This is a genomic window from Streptomyces sp. NPDC048191, assembly GCF_040652655.1.
In the GTDB taxonomy this organism is placed as follows: domain Bacteria; phylum Actinomycetota; class Actinomycetes; order Streptomycetales; family Streptomycetaceae; genus Streptomyces.
In genome coordinates, this window is record NZ_JBEZMO010000001.1 from 576,715 (window position 1) to 598,496 (window position 21,782).

At 72.2% G+C, this 21,782-nt stretch carries 18 protein-coding genes; 14 read left to right on the plus strand and 4 right to left on the minus strand.

All coding sequences use genetic code 11. The features are described from left to right. Positions 1–7: 7 nt before the first annotated feature. A complete protein-coding gene (locus AB0D93_RS02665) occupies positions 8–2,329 on the minus strand; it encodes a SulP family inorganic anion transporter (RefSeq protein WP_362111655.1) in 2,322 nt (773 codons plus the stop codon). A gap of 279 nt (positions 2,330–2,608) precedes the next feature. On the opposite strand from AB0D93_RS02665, the gene AB0D93_RS02670 reads away from it, so the two are divergent. Continuing rightward, on the plus strand, positions 2,609–3,877 hold the full coding sequence (locus AB0D93_RS02670) for a hypothetical protein (protein ID WP_362111658.1): 1,269 nt from the start codon (positions 2,609–2,611) through the stop codon (positions 3,875–3,877). Positions 3,878–3,905: 28 nt separating this feature from the next. Here the strand turns inward: AB0D93_RS02670 and AB0D93_RS02675 are convergent, their stop codons facing one another. After that, on the minus strand, positions 3,906–4,898 hold the full coding sequence (locus tag AB0D93_RS02675) for an ATP-binding protein (protein ID WP_362111661.1): 993 nt from the start codon (positions 4,896–4,898) through the stop codon (positions 3,906–3,908). A 100-nt stretch (positions 4,899–4,998) separates the two neighbouring features. On the opposite strand from AB0D93_RS02675, the gene AB0D93_RS02680 reads away from it, so the two are divergent. Then, the gene (locus tag AB0D93_RS02680) at positions 4,999–5,823 is read left to right on the plus strand and encodes an oxidoreductase (RefSeq protein ID WP_362111664.1); all 825 of its coding nucleotides are present in this window, start codon (positions 4,999–5,001) and stop codon (positions 5,821–5,823) included. Between the two features lie 363 nt (positions 5,824–6,186). Here the strand turns inward: AB0D93_RS02680 and AB0D93_RS02685 are convergent, their stop codons facing one another. Further along, complete coding sequence (locus AB0D93_RS02685; protein ID WP_362111667.1) at positions 6,187–7,017, minus strand: HAD-IB family hydrolase; 831 nt, start codon at positions 7,015–7,017, stop codon at positions 6,187–6,189. A 594-nt stretch (positions 7,018–7,611) separates the two neighbouring features. Here AB0D93_RS02685 and ssd point away from each other — a divergent pair. From ssd to AB0D93_RS02720, 7 genes are all read left to right on the plus strand, one after another. Continuing rightward, positions 7,612–8,718 (plus strand): septum site-determining protein Ssd, encoded by a 1,107-nt coding sequence (gene ssd, locus AB0D93_RS02690; RefSeq protein WP_362111670.1) that lies wholly within the window; start codon positions 7,612–7,614, stop codon positions 8,716–8,718. Further along, positions 8,715–9,920, plus strand: a complete 1,206-nt coding sequence (locus AB0D93_RS02695; protein ID WP_362111673.1) for a TadA family conjugal transfer-associated ATPase — start codon at positions 8,715–8,717, stop codon at positions 9,918–9,920. The genes ssd and AB0D93_RS02695 overlap by 4 nt, the downstream gene beginning before the upstream one ends. 7 nt (positions 9,921–9,927) lie before the next feature. Then, positions 9,928–10,773 carry a type II secretion system F family protein gene (locus AB0D93_RS02700; protein WP_362111883.1) on the plus strand — a complete coding sequence of 282 codons (846 nt, stop codon included), beginning with the start codon at positions 9,928–9,930 and terminating at the stop codon, positions 10,771–10,773. 249 nt (positions 10,774–11,022) lie between these two features. Continuing rightward, the gene (locus AB0D93_RS02705) at positions 11,023–11,799 is read left to right on the plus strand and encodes a type II secretion system F family protein (protein ID WP_362111676.1); all 777 of its coding nucleotides are present in this window, start codon (positions 11,023–11,025) and stop codon (positions 11,797–11,799) included. A 100-nt stretch (positions 11,800–11,899) separates the two neighbouring features. Continuing rightward, entirely contained in the window at positions 11,900–12,100 is a 201-nt protein-coding gene (locus tag AB0D93_RS02710) for a DUF4244 domain-containing protein (protein ID WP_362111679.1), read from the plus strand. 22 nt (positions 12,101–12,122) lie between these two features. Then, entirely contained in the window at positions 12,123–12,461 is a 339-nt protein-coding gene (locus AB0D93_RS02715; RefSeq protein ID WP_362111682.1) for a TadE family type IV pilus minor pilin, read from the plus strand. Beyond that, positions 12,458–12,970, plus strand: coding sequence for an Rv3654c family TadE-like protein (locus AB0D93_RS02720; RefSeq protein WP_362111685.1), 513 nt, complete (start codon positions 12,458–12,460; stop codon positions 12,968–12,970). Before AB0D93_RS02715 ends, AB0D93_RS02720 begins: the two co-directional genes overlap by 4 nt. Positions 12,971–12,997: 27 nt before the next feature. On the opposite strand, the gene AB0D93_RS02725 is transcribed toward AB0D93_RS02720, so the two are convergent. Beyond that, positions 12,998–15,514 (minus strand): DEAD/DEAH box helicase, encoded by a 2,517-nt coding sequence (locus AB0D93_RS02725; RefSeq protein WP_362111688.1) that lies wholly within the window; start codon positions 15,512–15,514, stop codon positions 12,998–13,000. 83 nt (positions 15,515–15,597) lie between these two features. Between AB0D93_RS02725 and bldG the strand changes: the two genes are divergently transcribed. The 5 genes from bldG (at position 15,598) to AB0D93_RS02750 (ending at position 21,641) form a co-directional block, all read left to right on the plus strand. Next, entirely contained in the window at positions 15,598–15,939 is a 342-nt protein-coding gene (gene bldG, locus AB0D93_RS02730; protein WP_010986038.1) for an anti-sigma factor antagonist BldG, read from the plus strand. A gap of 200 nt (positions 15,940–16,139) precedes the next feature. Further along, positions 16,140–16,568, plus strand: coding sequence for an ATP-binding protein (locus AB0D93_RS02735; protein ID WP_362111691.1), 429 nt, complete (start codon positions 16,140–16,142; stop codon positions 16,566–16,568). Between the two features lie 302 nt (positions 16,569–16,870). Beyond that, the gene (locus tag AB0D93_RS02740) at positions 16,871–19,273 is read left to right on the plus strand and encodes a sodium-translocating pyrophosphatase (RefSeq protein ID WP_362111694.1); all 2,403 of its coding nucleotides are present in this window, start codon (positions 16,871–16,873) and stop codon (positions 19,271–19,273) included. Between the two features lie 206 nt (positions 19,274–19,479). Beyond that, positions 19,480–20,091 carry a small secreted protein gene (locus AB0D93_RS02745; protein ID WP_362111697.1) on the plus strand — a complete coding sequence of 204 codons (612 nt, stop codon included), beginning with the start codon at positions 19,480–19,482 and terminating at the stop codon, positions 20,089–20,091. Between the two features lie 29 nt (positions 20,092–20,120). Continuing rightward, entirely contained in the window at positions 20,121–21,641 is a 1,521-nt protein-coding gene (locus AB0D93_RS02750) for a class I SAM-dependent methyltransferase (RefSeq protein WP_362111700.1), read from the plus strand. The last annotated feature ends 141 nt before the right edge of the window (positions 21,642–21,782 follow it).

A 21,782-nucleotide genomic window follows, 5' to 3' on the forward strand; every position in this document is an offset into this window, starting at 1 on the left:
TGTGTGTTCACACCGCGCCGCGCGACCCTCCTCCCGCGCCGGCGCCTTCGGTGACGCCCTCGAACACTCCGTCTCCCGCACCCCCTGTCAGCAGATAGGCCTGTGCCTCGGCCACGTCGAAGTACATCCCGTGCAGTTCCAGCCGGCCCACGGCCAGGGCGCGGGCGACCGGGCCGTGCGCCCGCAGATGCTCCAGCTGCTGGACCACGTTGATCAGGCCCAGCTCCTCCATCGCGTCGGCCGGGGACCGGCCGGCCAGCCGGGGCCGGTCGCGGCGGCCCTCGGCCATCCGCGCCACACTCGGCAGCCCGTGCCGCAGCCAGCGCCCCAGCGGGGTGTCCCCGGCCGGGCCGCCCGCGCTCAGCAGCGCCTGCATGGCCCCGCAACCCGAGTGCCCGCACACGGTGATGGAGCGCACCCCGAGCACCTCCACGGCGTACTCGACCGCGGCCGCCACCGAGTCGTCACCGTGCTCCTCGCCCGGCGCCGGCACCAGGTTGCCGACGTTGCGGACGACGAACAGGTCGCCGGGGCCGCTGGCGGTGATCATCGACGTGACGAGCCGGGAGTCGGCGCAGGTGAGGAAGAGCTGCGCGGGCCGCTGGCCCTCCCGGGCGAGCCGCGCCAGTTCCCCCCGCACCAGCGGCGCGGTGTTGCGCTGGAACGTGCCGATCCCACGGGCCAGCTCCCGCCCCGCCTCCCGCCCGGCCGGTGCGGCGGCGGCGTCCGGGAGGCAGGCCCGGTGATCGCGCCAGGGCGTCCAGGGCCGGCACCGGCACCCGGCGGACCGGGGCGGTCCGGAGGTCCGAATTCCGTCGCGCCTGCCCGGCAGTTCGGCCGTGCCGCCGCGCGCGGTGTGGGTGCTGCGCCAGTCCCGCAGCGACTCGTACGCCGCGTGGTCCATGAACGACGCGTCCAACTCCACGACCGCGTGGGCACCTTGGGGGACGAGATGCAGGATCCGGCTGAGCCGGGGTACCGCGAGGAACGTCAACTGGCCTCTGACGCGTACGTGATGGACTCCTCCCTTCTCTTCATGGGTGATGCGGGTGCGGGTGAGGCGGTGCAGGGCGAGAGCGACCGCCATGGCGACCCCGAGGAACACGCCCTGGAGGACGCCGAGGAGGACCACGCCGAGTGTGGTCGCGGCGTAGACCAGCACCTCTCGGTGGCGCGTCACCGTGCGGATGTGGTGCAGGGACACCATCTGGACACCGACGGCCATCACCAGGGCGGCGAGGGAGGCGAGCGGGATCTCCTCCAGGACCGGAACCATCAGCAGCGCGGCGACTACTACGAGAACGCCGTGCAGCATCGTGGAGTTCCGGCTGAGCGCACCGGACTTCACGTTCGCGGTACTGCGCACGGCCACCCCGGCGACGGGCAGTCCGCCGAGCGCCCCGGAGACGATGTTGGCGGCGCCCTGGCCCAGCAGCTCCCGGTCCAGGTCGGAGCGGCCGACACGGGGGGCCGGGCCGGTGCGGGCCGCGACCAGCTTGTCCACGGCCACCGCCCCGAGCAGCGACTGCACGCTGCACACCAGGGTGGTGGTGAGCACGGCGGCGGCGAGTCCGAGTGCCGGACCCTCGGGCAGCCCGGCCAGGGCGTGGCTGCGCCAGGACGGCAGGTCGACCCGGGGCAGCACGAGACCGGTGAGCGTCGCCGTGGCGGTGGCCCCGGCGACGGCTACGAGAGCGGCCGGCACCCTTCGCAGCACCCGGCCGGTGCGACCGGGCAGACGGGGCCAGACCAGCAACAGGACGAGGGTCAGCGCGCTCATCCGGACGGCGGCCGGGTGCAGGTGGGCCAACTGGTCCGGCAGGGCGCGCACATTGGCGAGGACGGAGCTGTCCGGGCTGCCGCCGAGGACGATGTGCAGCTGGGCGACGGCGATGGTGATGCCGATCCCGGCGAGCATGCCGTGCACCACGGCCGGGCTGACCGCGAGCGCCCCGCGCGCCACCCGCACGCAGCCGAGGCCGAGTTGGGCGGCTCCGGCCAGCACGGTGATGCCGCAGGTCGCGCGCCAGCCGTAGCGGTGGATCAGATCGGCGGTGACCACGGTGAGTCCGGCGGCGGGGCCGCTGACCTGGAGCGGGCAGCCGCCGAGCCGGCCGGCGACGAGGCCGCCCACGGCGGCGGCGACGAGTCCGGCCTGGAGCGGGGCGCCGGTGGCCAGGGCGATTCCCAGGGACAGGGGCAGGGCGATCAGGAAGACGGCGACGGCCGCCGACAGGTCGGCGCCCGCGGGCCGGAAGCGGCTTCTCCGGTCCCGTGGCGGGCCGTGCGGGGGCGGGTGCGGGGTGTCCGGGGGCGCGCAGGTTGACATGGTCCCGTCTCCTCCGGGGGTGGCTCGGTCGGACTGGGCGGGATGGACCAACGCCAGTAAAGGAAACGTAATGAAGAGTAAAGACAATGCATGGCTTTTCGGAGCAAATGCCTCAGTCGATCGCTCATATGAGGGAACTGATCATTTGATCGGCTTGTCGTACTAATTCCTTCTCGGTCCCGTGCGACCTTGGCGGCGCTGTCGGTTCAAGCCCGGCAGGTCACCAGAAATCGGCCCTCGTCAGCGTTTGCCTGAGAGAAGGAAGAAGGTGGGCGGAACATGACCGCCACCCAGAGGATCGCCGTCGGTGTCGTGGTCGCCGCGGCCTGTGCCTCGTCGCTCGCCGGTTGCACGACCGGCTCCCACGGTTCGAAGCAAGCAGCGGCGCCCGGCCCGAAGAAGGGTGCCCCTGCGCCGGGCAGTGTGTTCCGGCTGATCGGCGACGGATCCACCGCGTACACCGGCGCGCAGCCCCATCTGCCCAGACCCGAGAGACTCGAGCCCGGTCAGAAGCCGCCGCAGTTCGTGGTGTTCTCCTGGGACGGCGCGGGCGAGGACAGGCAGAAGCTCTTCTCGCACTTCCGTCAGGTCGCCAAGGAGAACCACGCGACCATGACGTACTTCCTCAGCGGTGTGTACACGCTCCCGAAGGACAAGCGCGACCTGTACAAGCCGCCGCAGCACGCGCCCGGCAGTTCCGACATCGGCTTCAACGACGAGAAGGGGATCGCCGACACCATCAAGCAGGCGCGGCTCGCCTGGCTGGAGGGCAACGAGATCGGCACCCACTTCAACGGCCACTTCTGCGGACCCGACGGCGGGGTCGGCACCTGGTCGGTGAACGAGTGGAAGAGCGAGATCGCCCAGGCCAAGCAGTTCGTGAAGACCTGGAAGACCAACACCGGGATGACGAACGCCGCTCCGCTGCCCTTCGACTACGACAAGGAGCTGATCGGCGCCCGCACTCCCTGCCTAGAGGGCCAGAAGAACTTCATGAAGGCAGCCCGGCAGCTGGGCTTCCGCTATGACTCCAGCGGGGTCGACAACCAGGTCTGGCCCAAGAGGAAGAACGGCCTGTGGGATCTGTCGATGCAGCTGGTGCCCTTCCCCGGGCACACCTTCGAGCAGTTGACCATGGACTACAACTTCATGGTCAACCAGTCCGGCACCAAGACCCAGGGCGACCCGGACAAGTTCGACTACTGGGGCGACCAGATGCGCGACGGCCTGATCAAGGGGTTCTACCGGGCCTACGACGGCAACCGCGCTCCGCTGGTCATCGGCAACCATTTCGAGTCCTGGAACGGCGGCACCTACATGCGCGCCGTCGAGGACACGGTGAAGGAGGTGTGCAACAAGCCGGACGTGCGCTGCGTCTCCTTCCACCAGCTCGTCGACTGGCTGGACGCCCAGGATCCGAAGGTCCTGGCGAAGCTGCGCACCCTGGAGGTGGGCGAGGCCCCCAGGCAGGGCTGGGCGTCCTTCCTCTCCGGCCGGCCGGCCCCGGCGCCGAAGGGCGTGCCCGGGGCACCGGCGATCAAGCAGTAGCCGTCTCGCGGGAGTTGTCACACGGGCGTCACGCGGGAGTGGTCACGCCCGCGCCGACGCCTTCGCCGAGCACGAAGGCGGGGTCGACCTGCGCGGCCAGGTCGGCCCCGGTGCGCTCGTTGCCCCACGCCTCGGCGTTCTTGAGGTGAAAGTGCACCATCTGGCGGGTGTAGCGCTCCCAGTCCCGCAGCTCGTACGTGGCGTCGGCGGCGGTCCTCAGGGTCTGCAGGGCGCGGGCGTTGGCCTTCTCCAGGAGATCGAACCGGGGCGGCCGGCCCTTCTCCATGGCGCGCACCCAGTCCGAGCGCCCGACGGTGACGAGCAGGTCGTCTCCGACCTCCGCGCGCAGGAAGTCGATGTCGTCCTGTTCCTGGATCTTGTTGCCGACGACCTTGAGGGCGACGCCGAAGTCGCGGGCGTACTCCTTGTACTGGCGATAGACGGAGACCCCCTTCCGGGTCGGCTCGGCGACGAGGAACGTCATGTCGAAGCGGGTGAACATGCCGGAGGCGAAGGAGTCCGAACCCGCCGTCATGTCGACCACGACGTACTCGTCGGGACCGTCGACGAGGTGGTTCAGGAACAGCTCCACCGCTCCCGTCTTGGAGTGGTAGCAGGCGACCCCGAGGTCGGCGTCCGTGAAGGGCCCGGTGACCATCAAACGGACGGCACCGCCGTCGAGTTCCACCGGTCGCGCGCAGGCGTCGTAGACCGGATTCGGCTCCCGCACCCGGACCAGCCGCGAGCCCTCGCCGGGCGGGGTCGTCTTGATCATGGTGGCGGCGGAGTGGATGCGCGGGTTGGTGCCGCGCAGGTAGTCCTTGATCAGCGGCAGCCGTTCGCCCATGGCGGGCAGTGCGGCGCCCTCCGCCTCGTCGAGGCCTAGGGCGGGCCCCAGGTGCTGGTTGATGTCCGCGTCGATGGCGACCACCGGGGCACCGGCGGCCGCGAGGTGGCGGATGAAGAGGGAGGAGAGCGTGGTCTTGCCGCTGCCACCCTTCCCGACGAAAGCAATTTTCATGTTCACCAAGAGTAGTCAGGTGATAGCTGTATGTGGCAGGGGGAGTGAAGAAGACCACTCCTTCGAGGGGTCGGCCGGTGGGGTGCGTAGTGTCGTACTCATGAGTACGACAGGCGCGAACGCCGACCCGCTCGCGGCCCTGGGCTCGCTGCCCGGCGTGGCCGACTCCGTGGAGTCCGTGCGCAAGGCCGTGGACCGGGTCTACGGGCACCGCATCATGCGGCGCCGCAGCACCGAGATCACCTCCGAGGCGGCCCTGCGCGGTGCCCGGGGCTCCGCCGCGCTGTCTGGCGCCGACTGGGCCCTGGAGGAGGTGCGGCGGCGCACCGACTTCGGCGGCGACGACGAGGCGCGCGTCATGGGTGCGGCCCTCAGGCTGTCGGCGGAGGCGGGGCAGCTGCTGTCCATCTGGCGGCAGTCCCCCCTGAGGGTGCTGGCCCGGCTGCACCTGGTGGCCGCGGCGAGCAAGGGCGACGAGGTGGGCAGGCCGCGCCAGGCCGGCGAGCCGGTCCAGGAGCCGCTGATCGAGCTGCCGCTGCCGGACGCGGCGGAGGTCTCCGGCCGGCTGGAGGGGCTCGCGGACCTGATCATCGCCGGGACGTCCGCGCCCGCGCTGGTCACGGCCGCGGTGGTGCACGGCGAGCTGCTCGCCCTGCGCCCCTTCGTGTCGCACAACGGCCTGGTGGCGCGTACGGCCGAGCGGATCGTCCTGATCGGCAGCGGCCTGGACCCCAAGGCGGTCTGCCCGGCCGAGGTCGGTCACGCCGAGCTGGGCCGAGCCTCCTATCTGGCGGCGCTGGAGGGGTACGTCTCGGGCACCCCCGAGGGCATGGCGGCCTGGATCGCGCACTGTGGCAGGGCGATCGAACTGGGTGCGCGCGAGTCGACGGCCGTGTGTGAGGCGCTGCAGCGCGGCGCGGCCTGAGGGGCCGGCGGGGAGCCGCCCCGGACATGGGATGCGGCGGTACGAGTGTTCGTACCGCCGCTGGCATGTTCACCGAGTTACCAAGCGTCCTCGATATCTGCCCATCAGGTCGGGGACTTTGCCCGTCACCTGGTGCGGCTGGCCCGTAATCGACGGGTCGACGTCGCGTGGGTGCCCAGTGTCCATGCGTGGTCCGTGGGGCCAACTGCGTAGTGGTAGGTGATCCTCTCGGATGTCCCTTGGTCTCGCGGGCCTAAAGCCTTTGTACCGCGAGCCCGAAGGAAGCGGAACCCCCGCCTGCAGTTCTTTACTTTCAGGCTCAAAACCGGGTGAAACGGGCGCCGGTCGGGTGGTGCTCCGGCGTCAGGCGGTACTCCGGCGCCGGTTGGCGTACCAGACGAGGCCGGCGGTCGCGGCCGCCGCTCCTATGGCCGCCGCCGCGACCAGTGCGGGCCGCGGCGGGACGGAGAGCGTCGGCAGCCGCTTCTTCAGCGGGACCGGCCGGCGGAACTCCAGAACCGGCCACCCCCGCGCGAGTGCCTCGCGGCGCAGCGCGCGGTCCGGGTTCACCGCGTGCGGGTACCCGACCGCCTGGAGCATCGGCAGATCGGTCGCCGAGTCGCTGTAGGCGTAGCAGCGGTCGAGGTCGTAGCCCTCGGACGCGGCCAGTTCCCGGATCGCCTCGGCCTTGGTCGGTCCGTACGCGTAGTACTCCACCTCCCCGGTGAAGCAGCCGTCCTCGCCCACGACCATCCGCGTCGCCACCACCCGGTCCGCGCCGAGCAGTTCGCCGACGGGCTCGACCACCTCGGCGCCCGAGGTCGACACGATCACCACGTCCCGTCCGGCCGTGTGGTGGTCCTCGATGAGGGAGGCGGCCTCGTCGTAGATGATCGGGTCGATGAGGTCGTGCAGGGTTTCGGCGACGATCTCCCGCACGTGCTGCACGTTCCAGCCGCGGCACAGGGTGGACAGGTACTCGCGCATGCGCTCCATCTGGTCGTGATCCAGGCCGCCGACCAGGAAGACGAACTGGGCATATGCGGTGCGCAACGCGGCCCTGCGGTTGATCAGTCCGCCTTGGTAGAAGGACTTGCTGAAGGTGAGCGTGCTCGACTTCGCAATGACCGTCTTGTCCAGGTCAAAGAAGGCGGCTGCGCGGGGCAAGGAGTGGTTTTCCACGCCCCTGAGCATAGGCGCCCACCATTCGGCGTAAGGTGGGGCGCGTGGGTTTGCCTGAGAGGGCTCTCGGGTACACCATGGAAGTCACGGATCGTTCGCGACCGTGCTAACCCGGCCCGACTCCTCCCCCCCCGAGTCGGCCGTGGGGACGACCCCCGCTCTCCCCCCCGGCGGGGGTCGTCGCATGTCCGGGTGGGTTTTCTCCGTTTCTCCCCTTTCTTCGTGCGGCCCTGAGGCCGGCCTGGCGCCGCCGCGGCCGCCGCTCACGCACGTCCATGATTCGTTACTCCGGGTAATCGTCGCGCTGCTCTGTGGAAGTCGCACAGGGATCGGTACAGAGGTCACCGGTATGGGTGACGGCGATATTCACAGCCTCCGAGTTGTCCACAGTTTTCCACCAAGATCCACATGATTTCGAGGATCGCTGCACCGTGATTCCAGCGCGCTCCGGCCGTGGCGAGTTCATGGCCGGTTCCGATTGCCGGGGCGCGTATGGCCGGTTTCCGCCGGCAGCTCATATGGGGGGCCGCTTGCCGGTTCTTCACACCTTTGGGAATCGCGTGGCCGCAGAGGCTGCGCGGCCCATGCAGCGAAGGGGGAACACTCGTGACCGGAACCGTCACCCACGACCCGCCGCCCGGCACCTCCGGCCGGCCCGGCCGGCCGCTCATCGTCACCGAGGACGCCGGACTCCTGGACGACCTGCTGCGCCTGTGCGCGGCCGCCGGCGCCACACCCGAGGTCCACCACGGCGTACCGGAACACGGCGACGGCTGGGAAACGGCCCCGCTGGTGCTGGTCGGCGACGACGCCGCCCGCCGGGTCGGCGGGGCCACGCGCAGGCGGGGAGTGGTACTGGTCGGCCGCGACCAGGACGACTCGGGGGTGTGGAAACGCGCCGTCGAGATCGGCGCCGACCACGTCCTGATGCTTCCCGACGGGGAGCAGTGGCTCGTCGACCGGATCGCCGACGTCGCCGAGGGCGTCGGCCGCCCGGCCCTCACCGTCGGGGTGATCGGCGGCCGGGGCGGGGCGGGCGCCTCCACGCTCGCGTGCGCCCTCGCCGTCACCTCCGCGCGCGACGGAGTGCGCACCCTCCTCGTGGACGCGGATCCCCTCGGCGGCGGACTCGACGTACTCCTCGGCGGTGAGAGCGCCGACGGACTGCGCTGGCCCGCCTTCGCCGCCTCCCGCGGACGGGTCGGCGGCGGAGCCCTGGAGGAGTCACTGCCCGAACTGCACTCCCTTCGAGTGCTGAGCTGGGACCGCGGCGACTGTGTCGCCATCCCGCCGCAGGCGGTGCGCGCGGTGCTCGCCGCCGCCCGGCGGCGCGGCGGCGCGGTCGTGGTGGACCTGCCCCGCCGGCTCGACGACGGGGTCGCCGAAGCCCTCGCCCAGCTCGACCTGGCCCTGCTCGTCGTCCCCGCCGAACTGCGCGCCGTCGCGGCCGCCGGACGGGTGGCCTCCGCCGTCGGCATGGTCGTGCGCGACCTGCGCGTGGCGGTACGCGGGCCGTACGCGCCGGGCCTGGACGACCAGGAGGTGGCCCGCCTGCTCGCCCTGCCGCTGGCCGGGGAGGTGCCGGTCGAGACGCCGCTGCTGCGCCCGCAGGGCGGCGTCAAACCCCCTGGCGCGAACGGACGCGGCCCGCTGGCCCGTTTCTGCGCGAACTTCTGGGAGCGGGCGCTGGTCGAGGCCGGAGGCACCCGATGAGCCTGACCGGACTCGATCGCGCGGACGGCGCGGCCCTGCTCGACGGCGTCCGGCGCCGACTGGCCGAGAGCGGCGCCGAACCCACCCCGGCGCGCGTGGCCCAGGCCCTGCGGGAACAGGGCCGGGTGCTCGGCGACGCCGAAGTCCTCGGCACGGCCCGGCAGCTGAGGTCCGAACTCGTCGGCACCGGCCCCCTGGAACCGCTGCTCGCCGACCCGCTCGTCACCGACGTCCTCGTCTCCGCCCCGGACCGGGTGTGGGTGGACCGCGGTGGCGGCCTGGAGCTGACCCCGGTGACCTTCCCCGACGCGGCGGCCGTACGACGCCTCGCGCAGCGGCTGGCCGCCGTGGCCGGACGCCGGCTGGACGACGCCCGGCCGTGGGCGGACGCCCGGCTGCCCGACGGCACCCGGTTGCACGCGGTGCTGCCCCCGGTCGCCGTCGGCTGCACCTGCCTGGCCCTGAGGGTCGTACGCCCCCGGGCGTTCACGCTGGAGGAACTGGTCGAGGCCGGCACGGTGCCGCCCGGTGGTGACCGGATCCTGCGGGCGCTGCTCGCGGCCCGGCTGTCCTTCCTCGTCAGCGGCGGTACCGGAAGCGGCAAGACGACCCTGCTCAGCGCCCTGCTGGGGCTGGTCGGGCAGGGCGAGCGGATCGTGCTCGCCGAGGACTCGGCCGAGCTGCGGCCGGACCACCCGCACGTCGTCCGGCTGGAGACCCGGCCCGCCAACCAGGAGGGCGCCGGCCTGGTCACCCTGGATGACCTCGTCCGGCAGGCGCTGCGCATGCGGCCCGACCGGCTGGTCGTCGGCGAGGTCCGCGGACCCGAGGTCGTACACCTGCTCGCGGCCCTCAACACCGGGCACGAGGGCGGCTGTTGCACGGTCCACGCCAACGCAGCCGGGGACGTACCCGCCCGCCTGGAGGCCCTGGCCACGGCCGCCGGGCTCGACCGGGCCGCGCTGCACAGCCAGTTGGCGGCCGCGCTCTCCGTGGTCGTGCACCTCGTACGGGACCGGTCCGGGCGGCGCCGGATCGCCGAGGTGCACGTACTGGAGCGGGACGCCACGGGGCTGGTGCGGACGGTGCCAGCCCTGCGCTGGGGCGAGCACGCCTTCGTGCGCGAGCGGGGCTGGGAGCGGCTGGAGCGGCTCCTGGACGCCGGAGCGGCCTCGGAGAGGGGTGTGGGGCGTGCACGGTGAGACGACCATGGGCGCCGCACTGATCTGCTTCGGCGCGCTGGTCTGGCTGCTGGGCGGGCGGCACTACGGCATGCGGCGGGCGCGGCTGCTGCTCGCGGGCGGCGCAGTGGTGACGACGGGCCCGCCCTCCTGGGACCAGGGCCTCGCGGAGCTGCGAAGGCTGTGCGGCCGGTTGCGTGCCGAATGGTGGGCGCTCGCGGCCGGCCTGCTCCTCGGGCTGCTGGGGACCTCGGTGCTTCCTGTCGTCGCGGGGGCGGCCGGGGTGCCGGTGCTGCGCCGGGTACGGCTGGCCCGTCAGGCCCGGCTCGTCCGGGAGCGGCGGGCGGACGCGGTGATCGCCCTGTGCGGAATGCTCGCCGGGGAGGTGCGCGCCGGACGACAGCCGGGCGAGGCGCTGCTGCGGGCGGCGCGGGACTCCGGCGGGCTCGGCGAGGCACAGGCGGCCGTGGTCGCGGCGGCGCGGTTCGGTGGAGACGTGCCCGGCGCACTCGCCGCGGCGGCCCGGCAACCGGGCGCCGAGGGCCTGCTCGGGCTGGCCGCCTGCTGGCGGGTGGCGGTGGACCAGGGCGCCGGACTCGCGGCGGGCCTGGACCGGCTGGACGCGGCCCTGCGCACCGAGCGGGACCAACACGCGGATCTCCGCGCCCAGTTGGCGGGCGCCCGGGCGACCACCGTGCTCCTCGCCGTGCTGCCCGCCCTCGGCCTCCTCCTCGGCTCGGCCATGGGCGCGGACCCGCTCCATGTGCTGCTCCACACCGGCGCCGGCCTCGGCTGCCTGGCGGCCGGGTCGGTGTTCGAGGCGGCGGGGTTGTGGTGGGCGGTGCGGATCGTGCGGGGAGCGGGGGTGGTGTGAGCGGGCGAGGCAGGTGGGCGCGAGGCGGTGCCTGGGTCGGGGTCGGAGGGGGCTGGGGGTGCGGGGTCCGGGAGCGGAGGAAGTGGGCGGAGGCGGTGGGTGGTCCGGGGTCGGAGGGAGTGGGCGGAGGCGGTGCGGGGTCCAGGGTCGGAGGGAGTGGTTCGGGCGGTGCGCGGTCCGAAGGGGTGGTTTCGGGGCGGTGCGCGTGACGTGGTGCGGGGTTCGGGACGTGTGAGGAGAGCGGGCGGCATGAGTGGGGAAGTTGTCCACAGGCTGGGGATGGCCGGGGTCGTGGCTCTGGTCCTCGGCTGGGTGGTCGGGCGGTTGGATCTGATCCGGCGGCGTCGGGCGCGCCGACGAGTGGCGGAGCTGCTGGGTCTGGAACCGCCGCTGTCCCGGCCGGGGTTCGCCTCGGCGGGACTGGTGCGGCGCTGGCTGCCGCCGGCCGGGGCGGTGTGCGGCACGTGGGTCCTGCTCGGTGGCCTGAGCGGGGCCGTGCTGGGGCTGGTGGCCGGAGTCGTGCTCTGGCGGTGGCGCGGTCGGCAGATGGCGGCCGGAAGAGCGGAGCCGGTCGACACCTCGGCAGCCGTACGCCAACTCCCGCTCGCCGCCGACCTGCTGGCCGCGTGCATCGCGGCGGGCGCAAGCCCGGTGATCGCCGCCCAGGCGGTGGGCGAGGCCCTCGGCGGACCGGTCGGGGAGGCACTGGCGCGGGGCGCGGCGGAGGTCCGGCTCGGTGGTGAACCGGGGGATGCCTGGCGGCTGTTGGCCGGGCTGCCCGGCGCCGGAGCGCTGGCGCGGCTGCTGGAGCGGGCCGACGAGTCCGGGCTTCCGGCGGCCGGCCCGGCCGCCCGTCTCGCCTCCGACGCACGCGCGCAGTGGACCCGCACCGCGACGGCCCGGGCCCGGCGTGCGGCCGTACTGATCTCCGCTCCGGTGGGCCTGTGCTTCCTGCCCGCCTTCATCGCGGTCGGTGTGCTGCCCGTCGTGCTCGGACTCGCCGGCGGGATGAGGGGAGGCAGGTGAGGCGTACCAGAACGAACGAGTCCAAACAGTCGCCCAAGTAGTCGCGGAGGACCGCAAGAAGCGGAGAACCGCAAAGCACATGAATCCCACGGGGGTTGGAATGCTCGGGAAGATCAAGGAAGTGACGGTACGGCTGCGCGGGACGCGCCGCGGGGACGCCGGAATGGTGACGTCCGAATACGCGATGGGCATCATCGCGGCGGTCGGGTTCGCGTTGCTGCTCTACGAGGTCGTCACCAGCGGCCAGGTGCGGGCGGAACTGCAGGCCATCGTGAAGAAGGCCCTCAGTGCGCGGATGTGAGCGAGGCGCGGACCGGGGGTTCGTGACCGCGGAGGCGGCCGTGGTGCTGTGTGTGCTGGTGGCGTTCACGATGGCGCTGGTCTGGGGGCTGCTCGCGGTGGCCGCACAGATCCAGTGCGTGGACGCCGCCCGCATCGGCGCCCGGGCCGCCGCCCGTCAGGACCCGGCCGACGCGGTGGTGACGGTGACCCGGGAGGCGGCGCCCCGCGGGGCGCGGGTGACGGTCGGGCGCGAGGGCGACCGGGTCCGGGTGACGGTGGTGGCCAGACCGCCGGTGCTGAGCGGGTTGCCGTTCGAGGTGCGGGAGGAAGCCGTCGCGCCGGCCGAGGAGACGACCGGGGCGGGGGAGACGGGACCATGAAGGGAGGTGGGGCGCGGGTTGGGCCGCACTCCGACCGGGGGTCGGCCACCGTGTGGAGTCTGGGGGCGATCGCCGTGCTCTGTGCGGTGTTCGGCGCCGTCCTCGCGCTCGGACAGGCCGTCGTGGTCCGGCACCGGGCGGCGGGTGGCGCGGATCTGGCGGCGCTCGCGGCGGCGGCCCACTGGACCGAGGGCGGCGCGGCGGCCTGCGCGCGGGCCGGGCGGGTCGCCGCGGCCCAGGGGGTACGGCTGGTCCGGTGCACGCTCGTCGGCGAGACCTCGGACGTGACGGGCGCCTCGGGAAGAGGACCGTTCGCGGCGGAGGCCAGGGCCAGAGCGGGACCGGCGGGACCGGTGCCGGAGGATGCCGGGCCGGCGGGACCCGTGCCACGGGACAGTGGGCCGGCGGGACCCGTGCCACGGGACAGTGGGCCGGGGAGACCGGGGTCCGAGGACGCAGAGCCGGCGGGACCGGTGCCACGAGATGCCGGGCCGGTGCCGGCCGAGTGAGACGGGACGAACCGGTGCCGGGCGCTCTCAAGCGTGCGGCGTCCGCCCCCGAGCGGCCCCCTCGGCCGGCTGTTGGCCCTGTTCCCCCGGGTCCTCCTCCGGCGCTCCCCGCAACAGCACCGTGAGGAGCCGTACCGCGCCCCTCTTGTGCAGCGGGTCGTTGCCGTTGCCGCACTTGGGGGACTGGATGCAGGACGGGCAGCCGGCCTCGCACTCGCAGGAGGCGATGGCCTCGCGGGTGGCGGTGAGCCAGGCGCGGGCGGTGCGGAAGGCGCGCTCGGCGAAGCCCGCTCCGCCCGGGTGGCCGTCGTACACGAAGACCGTCGGCAGCAGGGTGTCCGGGTGCAGCGGGATCGAGACGCCGCCGATGTCCCAGCGGTCGCAGGTCGCGAACAGGGGCAGCAGGCCGATCGAGGCGTGTTCGGCGGCGTGCAGGGAGCCGCCGAGGATCTCCGGGTTGATCCGGGCCTCGTCCAGCTGGTCGTCGGTGACCGTCCACCACACCGCGCGTGTGCGCAGCGTACGAGGAGGGAGGTCGAGTTTGGTCTCGCCGAGCACTTCGCCGGTGATGAGGCGTCTGCGGAGGTAGGAGACTACCTGGTTGGTGACTTCGACCGAGCCGTAGCAGAGGCGGCCGGCACCCCAGGGGATCTCGGTGTCGGTCTCCAGGATGGAGATGGAGGTGGTGTCGCGGGCGACCGTCGAGTACGGCGGGTCGGCCTGCTCGACCAGGGCGACCGAGTCCTCCAGGTCGAGGGTGCGCACCAGGTAGGTGCGGCCCTGGTGGAGGTGGACCGCACCCTCGTGGACCGCGGAGTGCGCGGCGCCCGCGTCGACCGTGCCGAGCAGGCGGCCGGTGCCGGACTCGACGACCTGCACCGGGCTCCCGCCCGCGCCGCGGATGTCGGTCAGGTCGGCGGCCCGCTCCCGGCGCGTCCAGTGCCAGGCCTTTGTCCGCCGGCGGAGCAGCTTCGCGGCCTCCAGCTGCGGCAGCACCTCCGCGGAGGCGGGGCCGAAGAGGTCCAGGTCCTCCTCGGTCAGCGGGATCTCGGCGGCGGCGGCGCACAGGTGCGGGGCGAGGACGTAGGGATTGTCGGGGTCGAGGACGGTCGATTCCACCGGTTGGTCGAACAGGGCCTCCGGATGGTGGACCAGGAAGGTGTCCAGCGGGTCGTCGCGGGCCACCAGCACGGCGAGCGCGCCCTGGCCGGAACGGCCCGCACGGCCCGCCTGCTGCCACAGGGACGCGCGCGTGCCCGGGTAGCCGGAGATGACCACGGCGTCCAGGCCGGAGACGTCCACACCCAGCTCCAGGGCCGTGGTGGCGGCCAGCCCGAGGAGTTCGCCGGAGTGCAGGGCGCGTTCCAGGGCGCGGCGCTCCTCGGGGAGGTAGCCGCCTCGGTAGGCCGCGACCCGCCGGACCAGGGAGCGGTCGACCTCGGCGAGTCTCTCCTGGGCGATCACCGAGATCAGCTCGGCGCCGCGCCGGGACCGTACGAAGGCGACCGAGCGCACGCCCTGCACGGTGAGGTCGGTCAGCAGGTCGGCGGTCTCGGCGGTGGCGGTGCGCCGTACCGGGGCGCCCTTCTCGCCGTGCAGTTCGGTGAGCGGGGGCTCCCAGAGGGCGAAGACGAGCTCGCCGCGCGGGGAGGCGTCGTCGGCGACCTCGGTCACCGGCAGGCCGGTCAGCCGGCGGGCGGCGACGGCGGGCTCGGCGGCGGTCGCCGAGGCCAGCAGGAAGACGGGCGAGGCGCCGTAGCGTGCGCACAGCCGGCGCAGTCGGCGCAGCACCTGGGCGACGTGCGAGCCGAAGACGCCGCGGTAGGTGTGGCATTCGTCGATGACGACGTACTTGAGCGACTTCAGGAAGGAGGACCAGCGCGGGTGGGAGGGGAGTATCCCGCGGTGCAGCATGTCGGGGTTGGTCAGGACGTAGTTGCCGTACTGGCGGATCCACTCCCGTTCCTCGAACGGGGTGTCGCCGTCGTACACGGCCGGGCGCACGGCGGTGCCGAGGGGTTGTGAAAGTTCCTTCACCGACCGGCACTGATCCGCCGCGAGCGCCTTGGTGGGGGCCAGGTACAGCGCGGTGGCCCCACGGCCGTTCGGGGCGTCGGCGCCGTCCAGGAGGGTGGACAGGACGGGCACGAGGTACGCCAGGGACTTGCCGGAGGCGGTGCCGGTGGCGACGACCACCGAGTCGCCGTCCAGGGCGTGCTCGGCGGCCAGCGCCTGGTGCGCCCAGGGGTGTTCGATGCCGCACGCCTGGACGGCCGCGATCACCTCGGCCCGGATTCGGTCAGGCCAGACGGCATGGCGGCCCGCGCGCGGGGGCAAGTGCTCCGTATGAGTGATGCGCGCAGACCGGCTCGGCCCGGAGGCGAGCCGGTCCAGAACCGCGCCCGGAGACGGGCGCGACGCCGGGTTCGCCGGGGATCGATCGGATCGGTGATTCTTGGCCATCGGCACCGAGTGTGTCACTGGCGTGACGGACAATGGAGTCAAGGCGTCGTGCACGCCTGCCAGTAAGTGATTGAATGCCATCGCGGCTGGCGATGCGTCCCGGGGGCCGCAAGCCGAGGTGTCCTTAAGGGGCGACCGCTCGATAGCAAGGTGCTGGAGGATCCGTGGACCTGTCCCTGTCGACCCGTACCGTCGGCGATCGTACGGTCGTCGAGGTCGGTGGCGAAATCGATGTATACACCGCGCCCAAGCTGCGCGAGCAGCTGGTCGAGCTGGTGAACGACGGGAATTTCCACCTCGTCGTCGACATGGAGGGCGTGGACTTCCTCGACTCCACCGGGCTCGGCGTGCTGGTCGGCGGTCTGAAGCGAGTGCGTGCCCATGAGGGCTCGCTGCGCCTGGTCTGCAACCAGGAGCGCATTCTCAAGATCTTCCGTATCACCGGCCTCACCAAGGTGTTCCCGATCCACACCTCGGTCGAGGAAGCGGTGGCGGCCACCGACTGACCCTGGACCGGTCACCGGCGCCGGGCTCCTCGGAGCCCGGACGTCGGCCGGTGACGTCCGGCCCGTTGCGTTCGTGGCCGGCGTGCCGACCGGTTCCGTCCCGGGCCCTGAAGCGGCCCGGGGCACAGAAGCACACCAGGGGGTGCGGGCGCTCGGCGGCCCCGCCCCCGTCCGCACGCCCGTAGTCGCTAGGGGGATGCATGGCCACCGTCGAACTCCGCTTCAGCGCGCTGCCCGAGCACGTCCGGACCGCCCGGCTGGTGGCGGCCGCGGTGGCACGCAGGGCCGGAGTGGACGAGGCCGTCCTGGACGAGGTCCGGCTCGCCGTCGGCGAGGCCTGCTCCCGTGCCGTCGGACTGCATCAGAACAGCGGCATCAGCGCGCCGGTGAAGGTGGCGCTGATCGAGGAGGAGAAACAGTTCTCCATCGAGGTCGGCGACGAGGCGCCGCACGCCACCCCGGGCGACACGCCCGGGGCGCAGGACGGTGATGCGGAGGTCGAGGAGGACGAGATGGGCCTCGCGGTCATCAGCGGCCTCGTCGACGACGTCCACGTGACCACCGGACAGGACGGCGGTCTGATCCGCATGACCTGGCCGACCACACCCCCCGCCCCGGCGCTGGTCTGACGCGACACACCACTTCACGAGGGCCCTGCCGAGCAGGGCCCTCGTTGTTTTTCCTGGCCGGAGAGGCGGCCTCCCGAATTCGTGAAGGAATTCACGATCAATGTCCCGATGATTGGATCAAGCGGTTAATCAGGCGTCAATGGTTCGAGGGCATTACTCCATTCGGGTCACCTGTCGCGATCTCGATCATTTGCTGATGAGCCGGTTAGGCTAATTCCGTTTACCGCGCTCTGTTGAGATCACTCCGGGGTACCTAGAATCCGTCCACATCTTGAGCTCAGCCCAAGCGTCAAGGAGGACGAATGGCGGGGCTTTCCATCCCTCAGTCGGGTCACCCCACATCCCTAGCAGCCGCGGTCCTGACCGAACACAACCGGATCATCGTGGTCGTCATCGCCGCGGTCGCCCTGGCCGCCTTGGTGGTCGCGGGGATCCTGGTGCGCCAGGTACTGGCCGCGGGCGAGGGCACCGACAGCATGAAACGGATCGCCGAGGCGGTCCAGGAAGGTGCGAAGGCGTATCTCGCCCGGCAGCTGCGCACGCTCGGCGTATTCGCAGTCGTCGTCTTCTTCCTGCTCATGCTGCTGCCCGCGGACGACTGGAATCAGCGTGCCGGACGATCGGTGTTCTTCCTGATCGGTGCGGCGTTCTCGGCGGCCACCGGCTATATCGGCATGTGGCTCGCCGTGCGCAGCAATGTGCGGGTCGCCGCGGCGGCCCGGGAGGCCACACCGGCACCAGGCGAACCGGAAAAGGATCTCACGACCGTCTCGCACACCGCGATGAAGATCGCATTTCGCACGGGCGGCGTCGTCGGCATGTTCACGGTGGGGCTCGGCCTGCTCGGCGCCTCCTGCGTGGTGCTGGTGTACGCCGCCGACGCTCCGAAGGTGCTGGAGGGCTTCGGCCTCGGTGCCGCCCTGATCGCGATGTTCATGCGTGTGGGCGGCGGCATCTTCACCAAGGCCGCCGACGTCGGCGCCGACCTGGTCGGCAAGGTCGAACAGGGCATTCCGGAGGACGACCCGCGCAATGCCGCGACCATCGCCGACAACGTGGGCGACAACGTCGGAGACTGCGCGGGCATGGCGGCCGACCTCTTCGAGTCGTACGCCGTGACCCTGGTGGCCGCGCTGATCCTCGGCAAGGCCGCGTTCGGCAACTCGGGGCTGGCGTTCCCGCTGCTGGTGCCCGCGATCGGCGTCGTCACGGCGATGATCGGCATCTTCGCGGTCGCGCCACGCCGTGCCGACCGCAGCGGTATGACCGCGATCAACCGCGGCTTCTTCATCTCCGCGGTGATCTCGCTCGCACTCGTCGCGATCGCGGTCTTCGTCTATCTGCCCTCGAAGTACTCCGCTCTCAGCGGCGTGACGGACGCGGCGATCAGGGGCAAGGACGGCGACCCGCGGATCCTCGCCCTGGTCGCGGTGGCGATCGGCATCCTGCTCGCCGCCGTCATCCAGCAGCTGACCGGCTACTTCACCGAGACCAGCCGCCGCCCGGTCAGGGACATCGGCAAGACGTCCCTCACCGGCCCGGCCACCGTCGTCCTGTCCGGCATCTCGCTGGGCCTGGAGTCGGCCGTCTACACCGCGCTGCTCATCGGGCTCGGCGTGTACGGCGCGTTCCTGCTAGGCGGCACGTCGATCATGCTCGCGCTGTTCGCGGTCGCGCTGGCCGGCACCGGTCTGCTCACCACGGTCGGGGTGATCGTCGCCATGGACACCTTCGGTCCGGTCTCCGACAACGCCCAGGGCATCGCCGAGATGTCGGGCGAGGTCGAGGGCGCGGGCGCCCAGGTGCTCACCAACCTGGACGCGGTCGGCAACACCACCAAGGCCATCACCAAGGGCATCGCCATCGCCACCGCCGTCCTCGCCGCGTCGGCGCTGTTCGGGTCGTACCGCGACGCGATCACCACCAACGTGCAGGGCGTGGGGGAGAAGCTCACCGGGCCGGGTGCGCCGCTGAGCCTGTCCCTGGACATCTCGCAGCCCAACAACCTGGTCGGCCTCATCGCGGGCGCGGCCGTCGTCTTCCTCTTCTCCGGACTCGCCATCAACGCCGTGTCACGGTCGGCCGGTTCGGTGGTGTTCGAGGTGCGGCGGCAGTTCCGGGAGCGGCCCGGGATCATGGACTACAGCGAGAAGCCCGAGTACGGCAAGGTCGTCGACATCTGCACCAGGGACGCCCTGCGGGAGCTGGCCACACCAGGTCTGCTCGCCGTCATGGCGCCGATCTTCGTCGGTTTCACGCTCGGCGTCGGCTCGCTCGGCTCCTACCTCGCGGGCGCGATCGGCGCGGGCACGCTGATGGCGGTGTTCCTGGCCAACTCCGGCGGTGCCTGGGACAACGCCAAGAAGCTGGTGGAGGACGGGCACCACGGCGGCAAGGGCAGCGAGGCCCACGCCGCCACGGTGATCGGCGACACCGTCGGCGACCCCTTCAAGGACACCGCGGGACCGGCGATCAACCCGCTGCTCAAGGTCATGAACCTGGTCTCGCTGCTCATCGCGCCCGCGGTGATCAAGTTCTCCTACGGCAACGACAAGAGCCTGGGCGTACGGATCCTGATCGCGGTCCTCGCGCTGCTGGTGATCGTCACCGCCGTGTACGTCTCCAAGCGGCGCGGAATCGCCGTCGGCGACGACGAGAGCACCGAACGGGTCTCCAACTCGGCGAACACGGCGGTGGTTTCGTAGCCGTACTCCCGGCCTGTCGGAGAGGCCCTGCTCAACGGGTGGGCGGGCGGCGCGTGCTGACGCGCCGCCCGCCCGCTGCCGTCTGTGGGCTCGCCCACGTGGTGAGCCTTCTCTCTCTTGGTGCAAAGAATCACAAAGGGCGCTTAGGGGGCGTTCGGGGAGTGAGGGGTGTGTGCCCGCCGTGTAGGGTCCGTGGGCCGAGAGCCATGGAAGGGACCAATCCGGTGAACAAGAAGCTCGCGGCCGCACTGTCCGGCGGTGCGGTACTGGTGGTGGCGCTGTCGGGATGCACCAGCAGCGGCGGCGACAAGGGGCCCGACCCCAAGCTCGTGGCCTGGGCCAAGACGGTGTGCGACCCGCTGCCGGCGCAGCAGGCGAAGATCTCGGGCGCCTTCGACGCGCTGGCGAAGGTCACCAAGGACGGCCCGCCGAAGGACGTCCAGAAGACCGACTCCCAGGCCTTCCAGGACCTGGCCGACGGCTTCAAGGCGCGCGCGACCAGCCTTTCCGACGCGGGGGCGCCTCCCGGCGTGGACGGCGGCGCGGCGAAGCAGCAGGACGCCGTCAAGAAGCTCACGGCCCTGTCCGCGGCGTATGCCGACCTGAAGAAGCGGGTGGACGGGCTCGACACCAAGGACCAGACGAAGTTCGCCTCCGGTCTGGGGGACCTGTCCGAGCGGATGAAGGCGGTGTCGGCGCAGTACGACGGCGCGATCACCGCGCTGCAGAACCTCGAGAAGGGTGACGTCAACCAGGCGGTGACCAAGCAGACGGGATGCACGAAGGCCTCCGGGTCGCCGTCGCCCGCCTCCAGCTGAGTCGCCCGCCACGGGCCACAATGGGGTGCGTGAGTGACACCACCTCCTCCCCTCTGCCCTCCGCCGACCGACCCGATGTCGCCGCCCGGCTGCGGGACGCCCTGATCGGGGCGTCCTTCACCGCCGACGGGCTGCTCGATCTGCTCGGCGCCCCCGCGTACGCGGCACTGGCACGCAGCGAGACCGTGCCCGCCCTCCGGGCGACCCGCGGCGACACGCCGCTGGAGACGCTCGTACGGCTGTTCCTGCTCCAGCAACCGGTGCCGTACGCGCGCGTGGCGGCCGTTGTGCCCCTCGAGGAGGCGCTCCAGGCCGGGTGGCTCACGCGCGTGGGCGGCGACGAGGTGGCCGCCACCGTGGACGTACGGCCGTACGGCGGCCCCGGCGGCGAGGACTGGTTCATCGTCTCGGACCTGGGCTGCGCGGTCGGCGGGGCCGGCGGCATCGGGCAGCACGACGAGGGTGTCGTCCTGGGCGTCGGCGGCGCCTCCACGACCCTCGCCGGCATCACGGTCCGTACGCCGGTCGCGTCCGCCCTGGACCTGGGCACCGGGTCCGGCATCCAGGCGCTGCACGCCGCCCAGCACGCCACGCGCGTGACGGCGACCGACCTCAACCCGCGCGCACTGCACATCACCGCGCTCACGCTCGCGCTCTCCGGGGCGCCCGCCGCCGACCTGCGCGAGGGTTCGCTGTTCGAACCGGTCCGGGACGACGAGTCGTTCGACCTGATCGTGTCCAACCCGCCCTTCGTCATCTCGCCCGGTGCCCGGCTGACGTACCGCGACGGTGGCATGGGCGGGGACGATCTGTGCCGCTCGCTCGTTCAGCAGGCGGGGGAACGGCTGAACGAGGGCGGGTTCGCGCAGTTCCTGGCCAACTGGCAGCACGTCGCGGGGGAGGACTGGCAGGACAGACTCAGGTCGTGGGTGCCGCGCGGGTGCGATGCCTGGATCGTGCAGCGCGAGGTGCAGGACGTCACGCAGTACGCCGAGCTGTGGCTGAGGGACGCCGGTGACCACCGCGGGGATCCGGCGGAGTACCAGGCGCGGTACGACGCCTGGCTCGACGAGTTCGAGGCGCGCAAGGTCAAGGCGGTCGGCTTCGGCTGGATCACCCTGCGCAGGACGGCTGCCGCCGAGCCCGTCGTCACCGTGGAGGAGTGGCCGCACCCGGTCGAACAGCCTCTCGGCGACGCGATCCGGGCGCATTTCGAGCGTCTCGACTATCTCCGCGAGCACGACGACGCGGCGCTGCTCGGCAGCCACTTCAGGCTCGCCGCCGAGGTGGTCCAGGAGCAGGTCGGGCTGCCCGGCGCCGAGGACCCGGAGCACGTCGTGCTGCGCCAGCACCGCGGGATGCGCCGGGCCACCAAGGTGGACACGATCGGTGCCGGTTTCGCCGGCGTGTGCGACGGCACCCTGAGCGCGGGCCGCATCCTGGACGCCATCGCCCAGCTCATGAGCGAGGACCCGGTGGTGCTCCGAGACCGGACTCCCGCGCAGATCCGGCTCCTGGTGGAGCAGGGCTTCCTGGAGCCGGCGAACTGAGCGGGCCGGGCCGGGGGAGGCAACGGCGGCTGGCCGGTGCGCGGCGGGTCACGGCGACTGGGTCGCCTGAGGTACGCCGCGTCCGCGTGCGGTCGTAGCCGTCCCCGGATGCCTCGGTGGCCGTGCCCGGATCATCGTCGT

Bases quoted from the DNA above. Each gene is read 5' to 3' on its own strand.
- AB0D93_RS02720 (WP_362111685.1), top strand. From the start codon at position 12,458: ATGAAGGGAGGTGGGGCGCGGGTTGGGCCGCACTCCGACCGGGGGTCG.
- AB0D93_RS02705 (WP_362111676.1), top strand. From the start codon at position 11,023: ATGAGTGGGGAAGTTGTCCACAGGCTGGGGATGGCCGGGGTCGTGGCT.
- AB0D93_RS02665 (WP_362111655.1), bottom strand. From the start codon at position 2,329: ATGTCAACCTGCGCGCCCCCGGACACCCCGCACCCGCCCCCGCACGGC.
- AB0D93_RS02735 (WP_362111691.1), top strand. From the start codon at position 16,140: ATGGCCACCGTCGAACTCCGCTTCAGCGCGCTGCCCGAGCACGTCCGG.
- AB0D93_RS02685 (WP_362111667.1), bottom strand. From the start codon at position 7,017: ATGCTCAGGGGCGTGGAAAACCACTCCTTGCCCCGCGCAGCCGCCTTC.
- AB0D93_RS02700 (WP_362111883.1), top strand. From the start codon at position 9,928: ATGGGCGCCGCACTGATCTGCTTCGGCGCGCTGGTCTGGCTGCTGGGC.
- AB0D93_RS02740 (WP_362111694.1), top strand. From the start codon at position 16,871: ATGGCGGGGCTTTCCATCCCTCAGTCGGGTCACCCCACATCCCTAGCA.
- AB0D93_RS02725 (WP_362111688.1), bottom strand. From the start codon at position 15,514: ATGGCATTCAATCACTTACTGGCAGGCGTGCACGACGCCTTGACTCCA.
- AB0D93_RS02745 (WP_362111697.1), top strand. From the start codon at position 19,480: ATGGAAGGGACCAATCCGGTGAACAAGAAGCTCGCGGCCGCACTGTCC.
- AB0D93_RS02675 (WP_362111661.1), bottom strand. From the start codon at position 4,898: ATGAAAATTGCTTTCGTCGGGAAGGGTGGCAGCGGCAAGACCACGCTC.
- AB0D93_RS02710 (WP_362111679.1), top strand. From the start codon at position 11,900: ATGCTCGGGAAGATCAAGGAAGTGACGGTACGGCTGCGCGGGACGCGC.
- AB0D93_RS02695 (WP_362111673.1), top strand. From the start codon at position 8,715: ATGAGCCTGACCGGACTCGATCGCGCGGACGGCGCGGCCCTGCTCGAC.
- AB0D93_RS02680 (WP_362111664.1), top strand. From the start codon at position 4,999: ATGAGTACGACAGGCGCGAACGCCGACCCGCTCGCGGCCCTGGGCTCG.
- AB0D93_RS02670 (WP_362111658.1), top strand. From the start codon at position 2,609: ATGACCGCCACCCAGAGGATCGCCGTCGGTGTCGTGGTCGCCGCGGCC.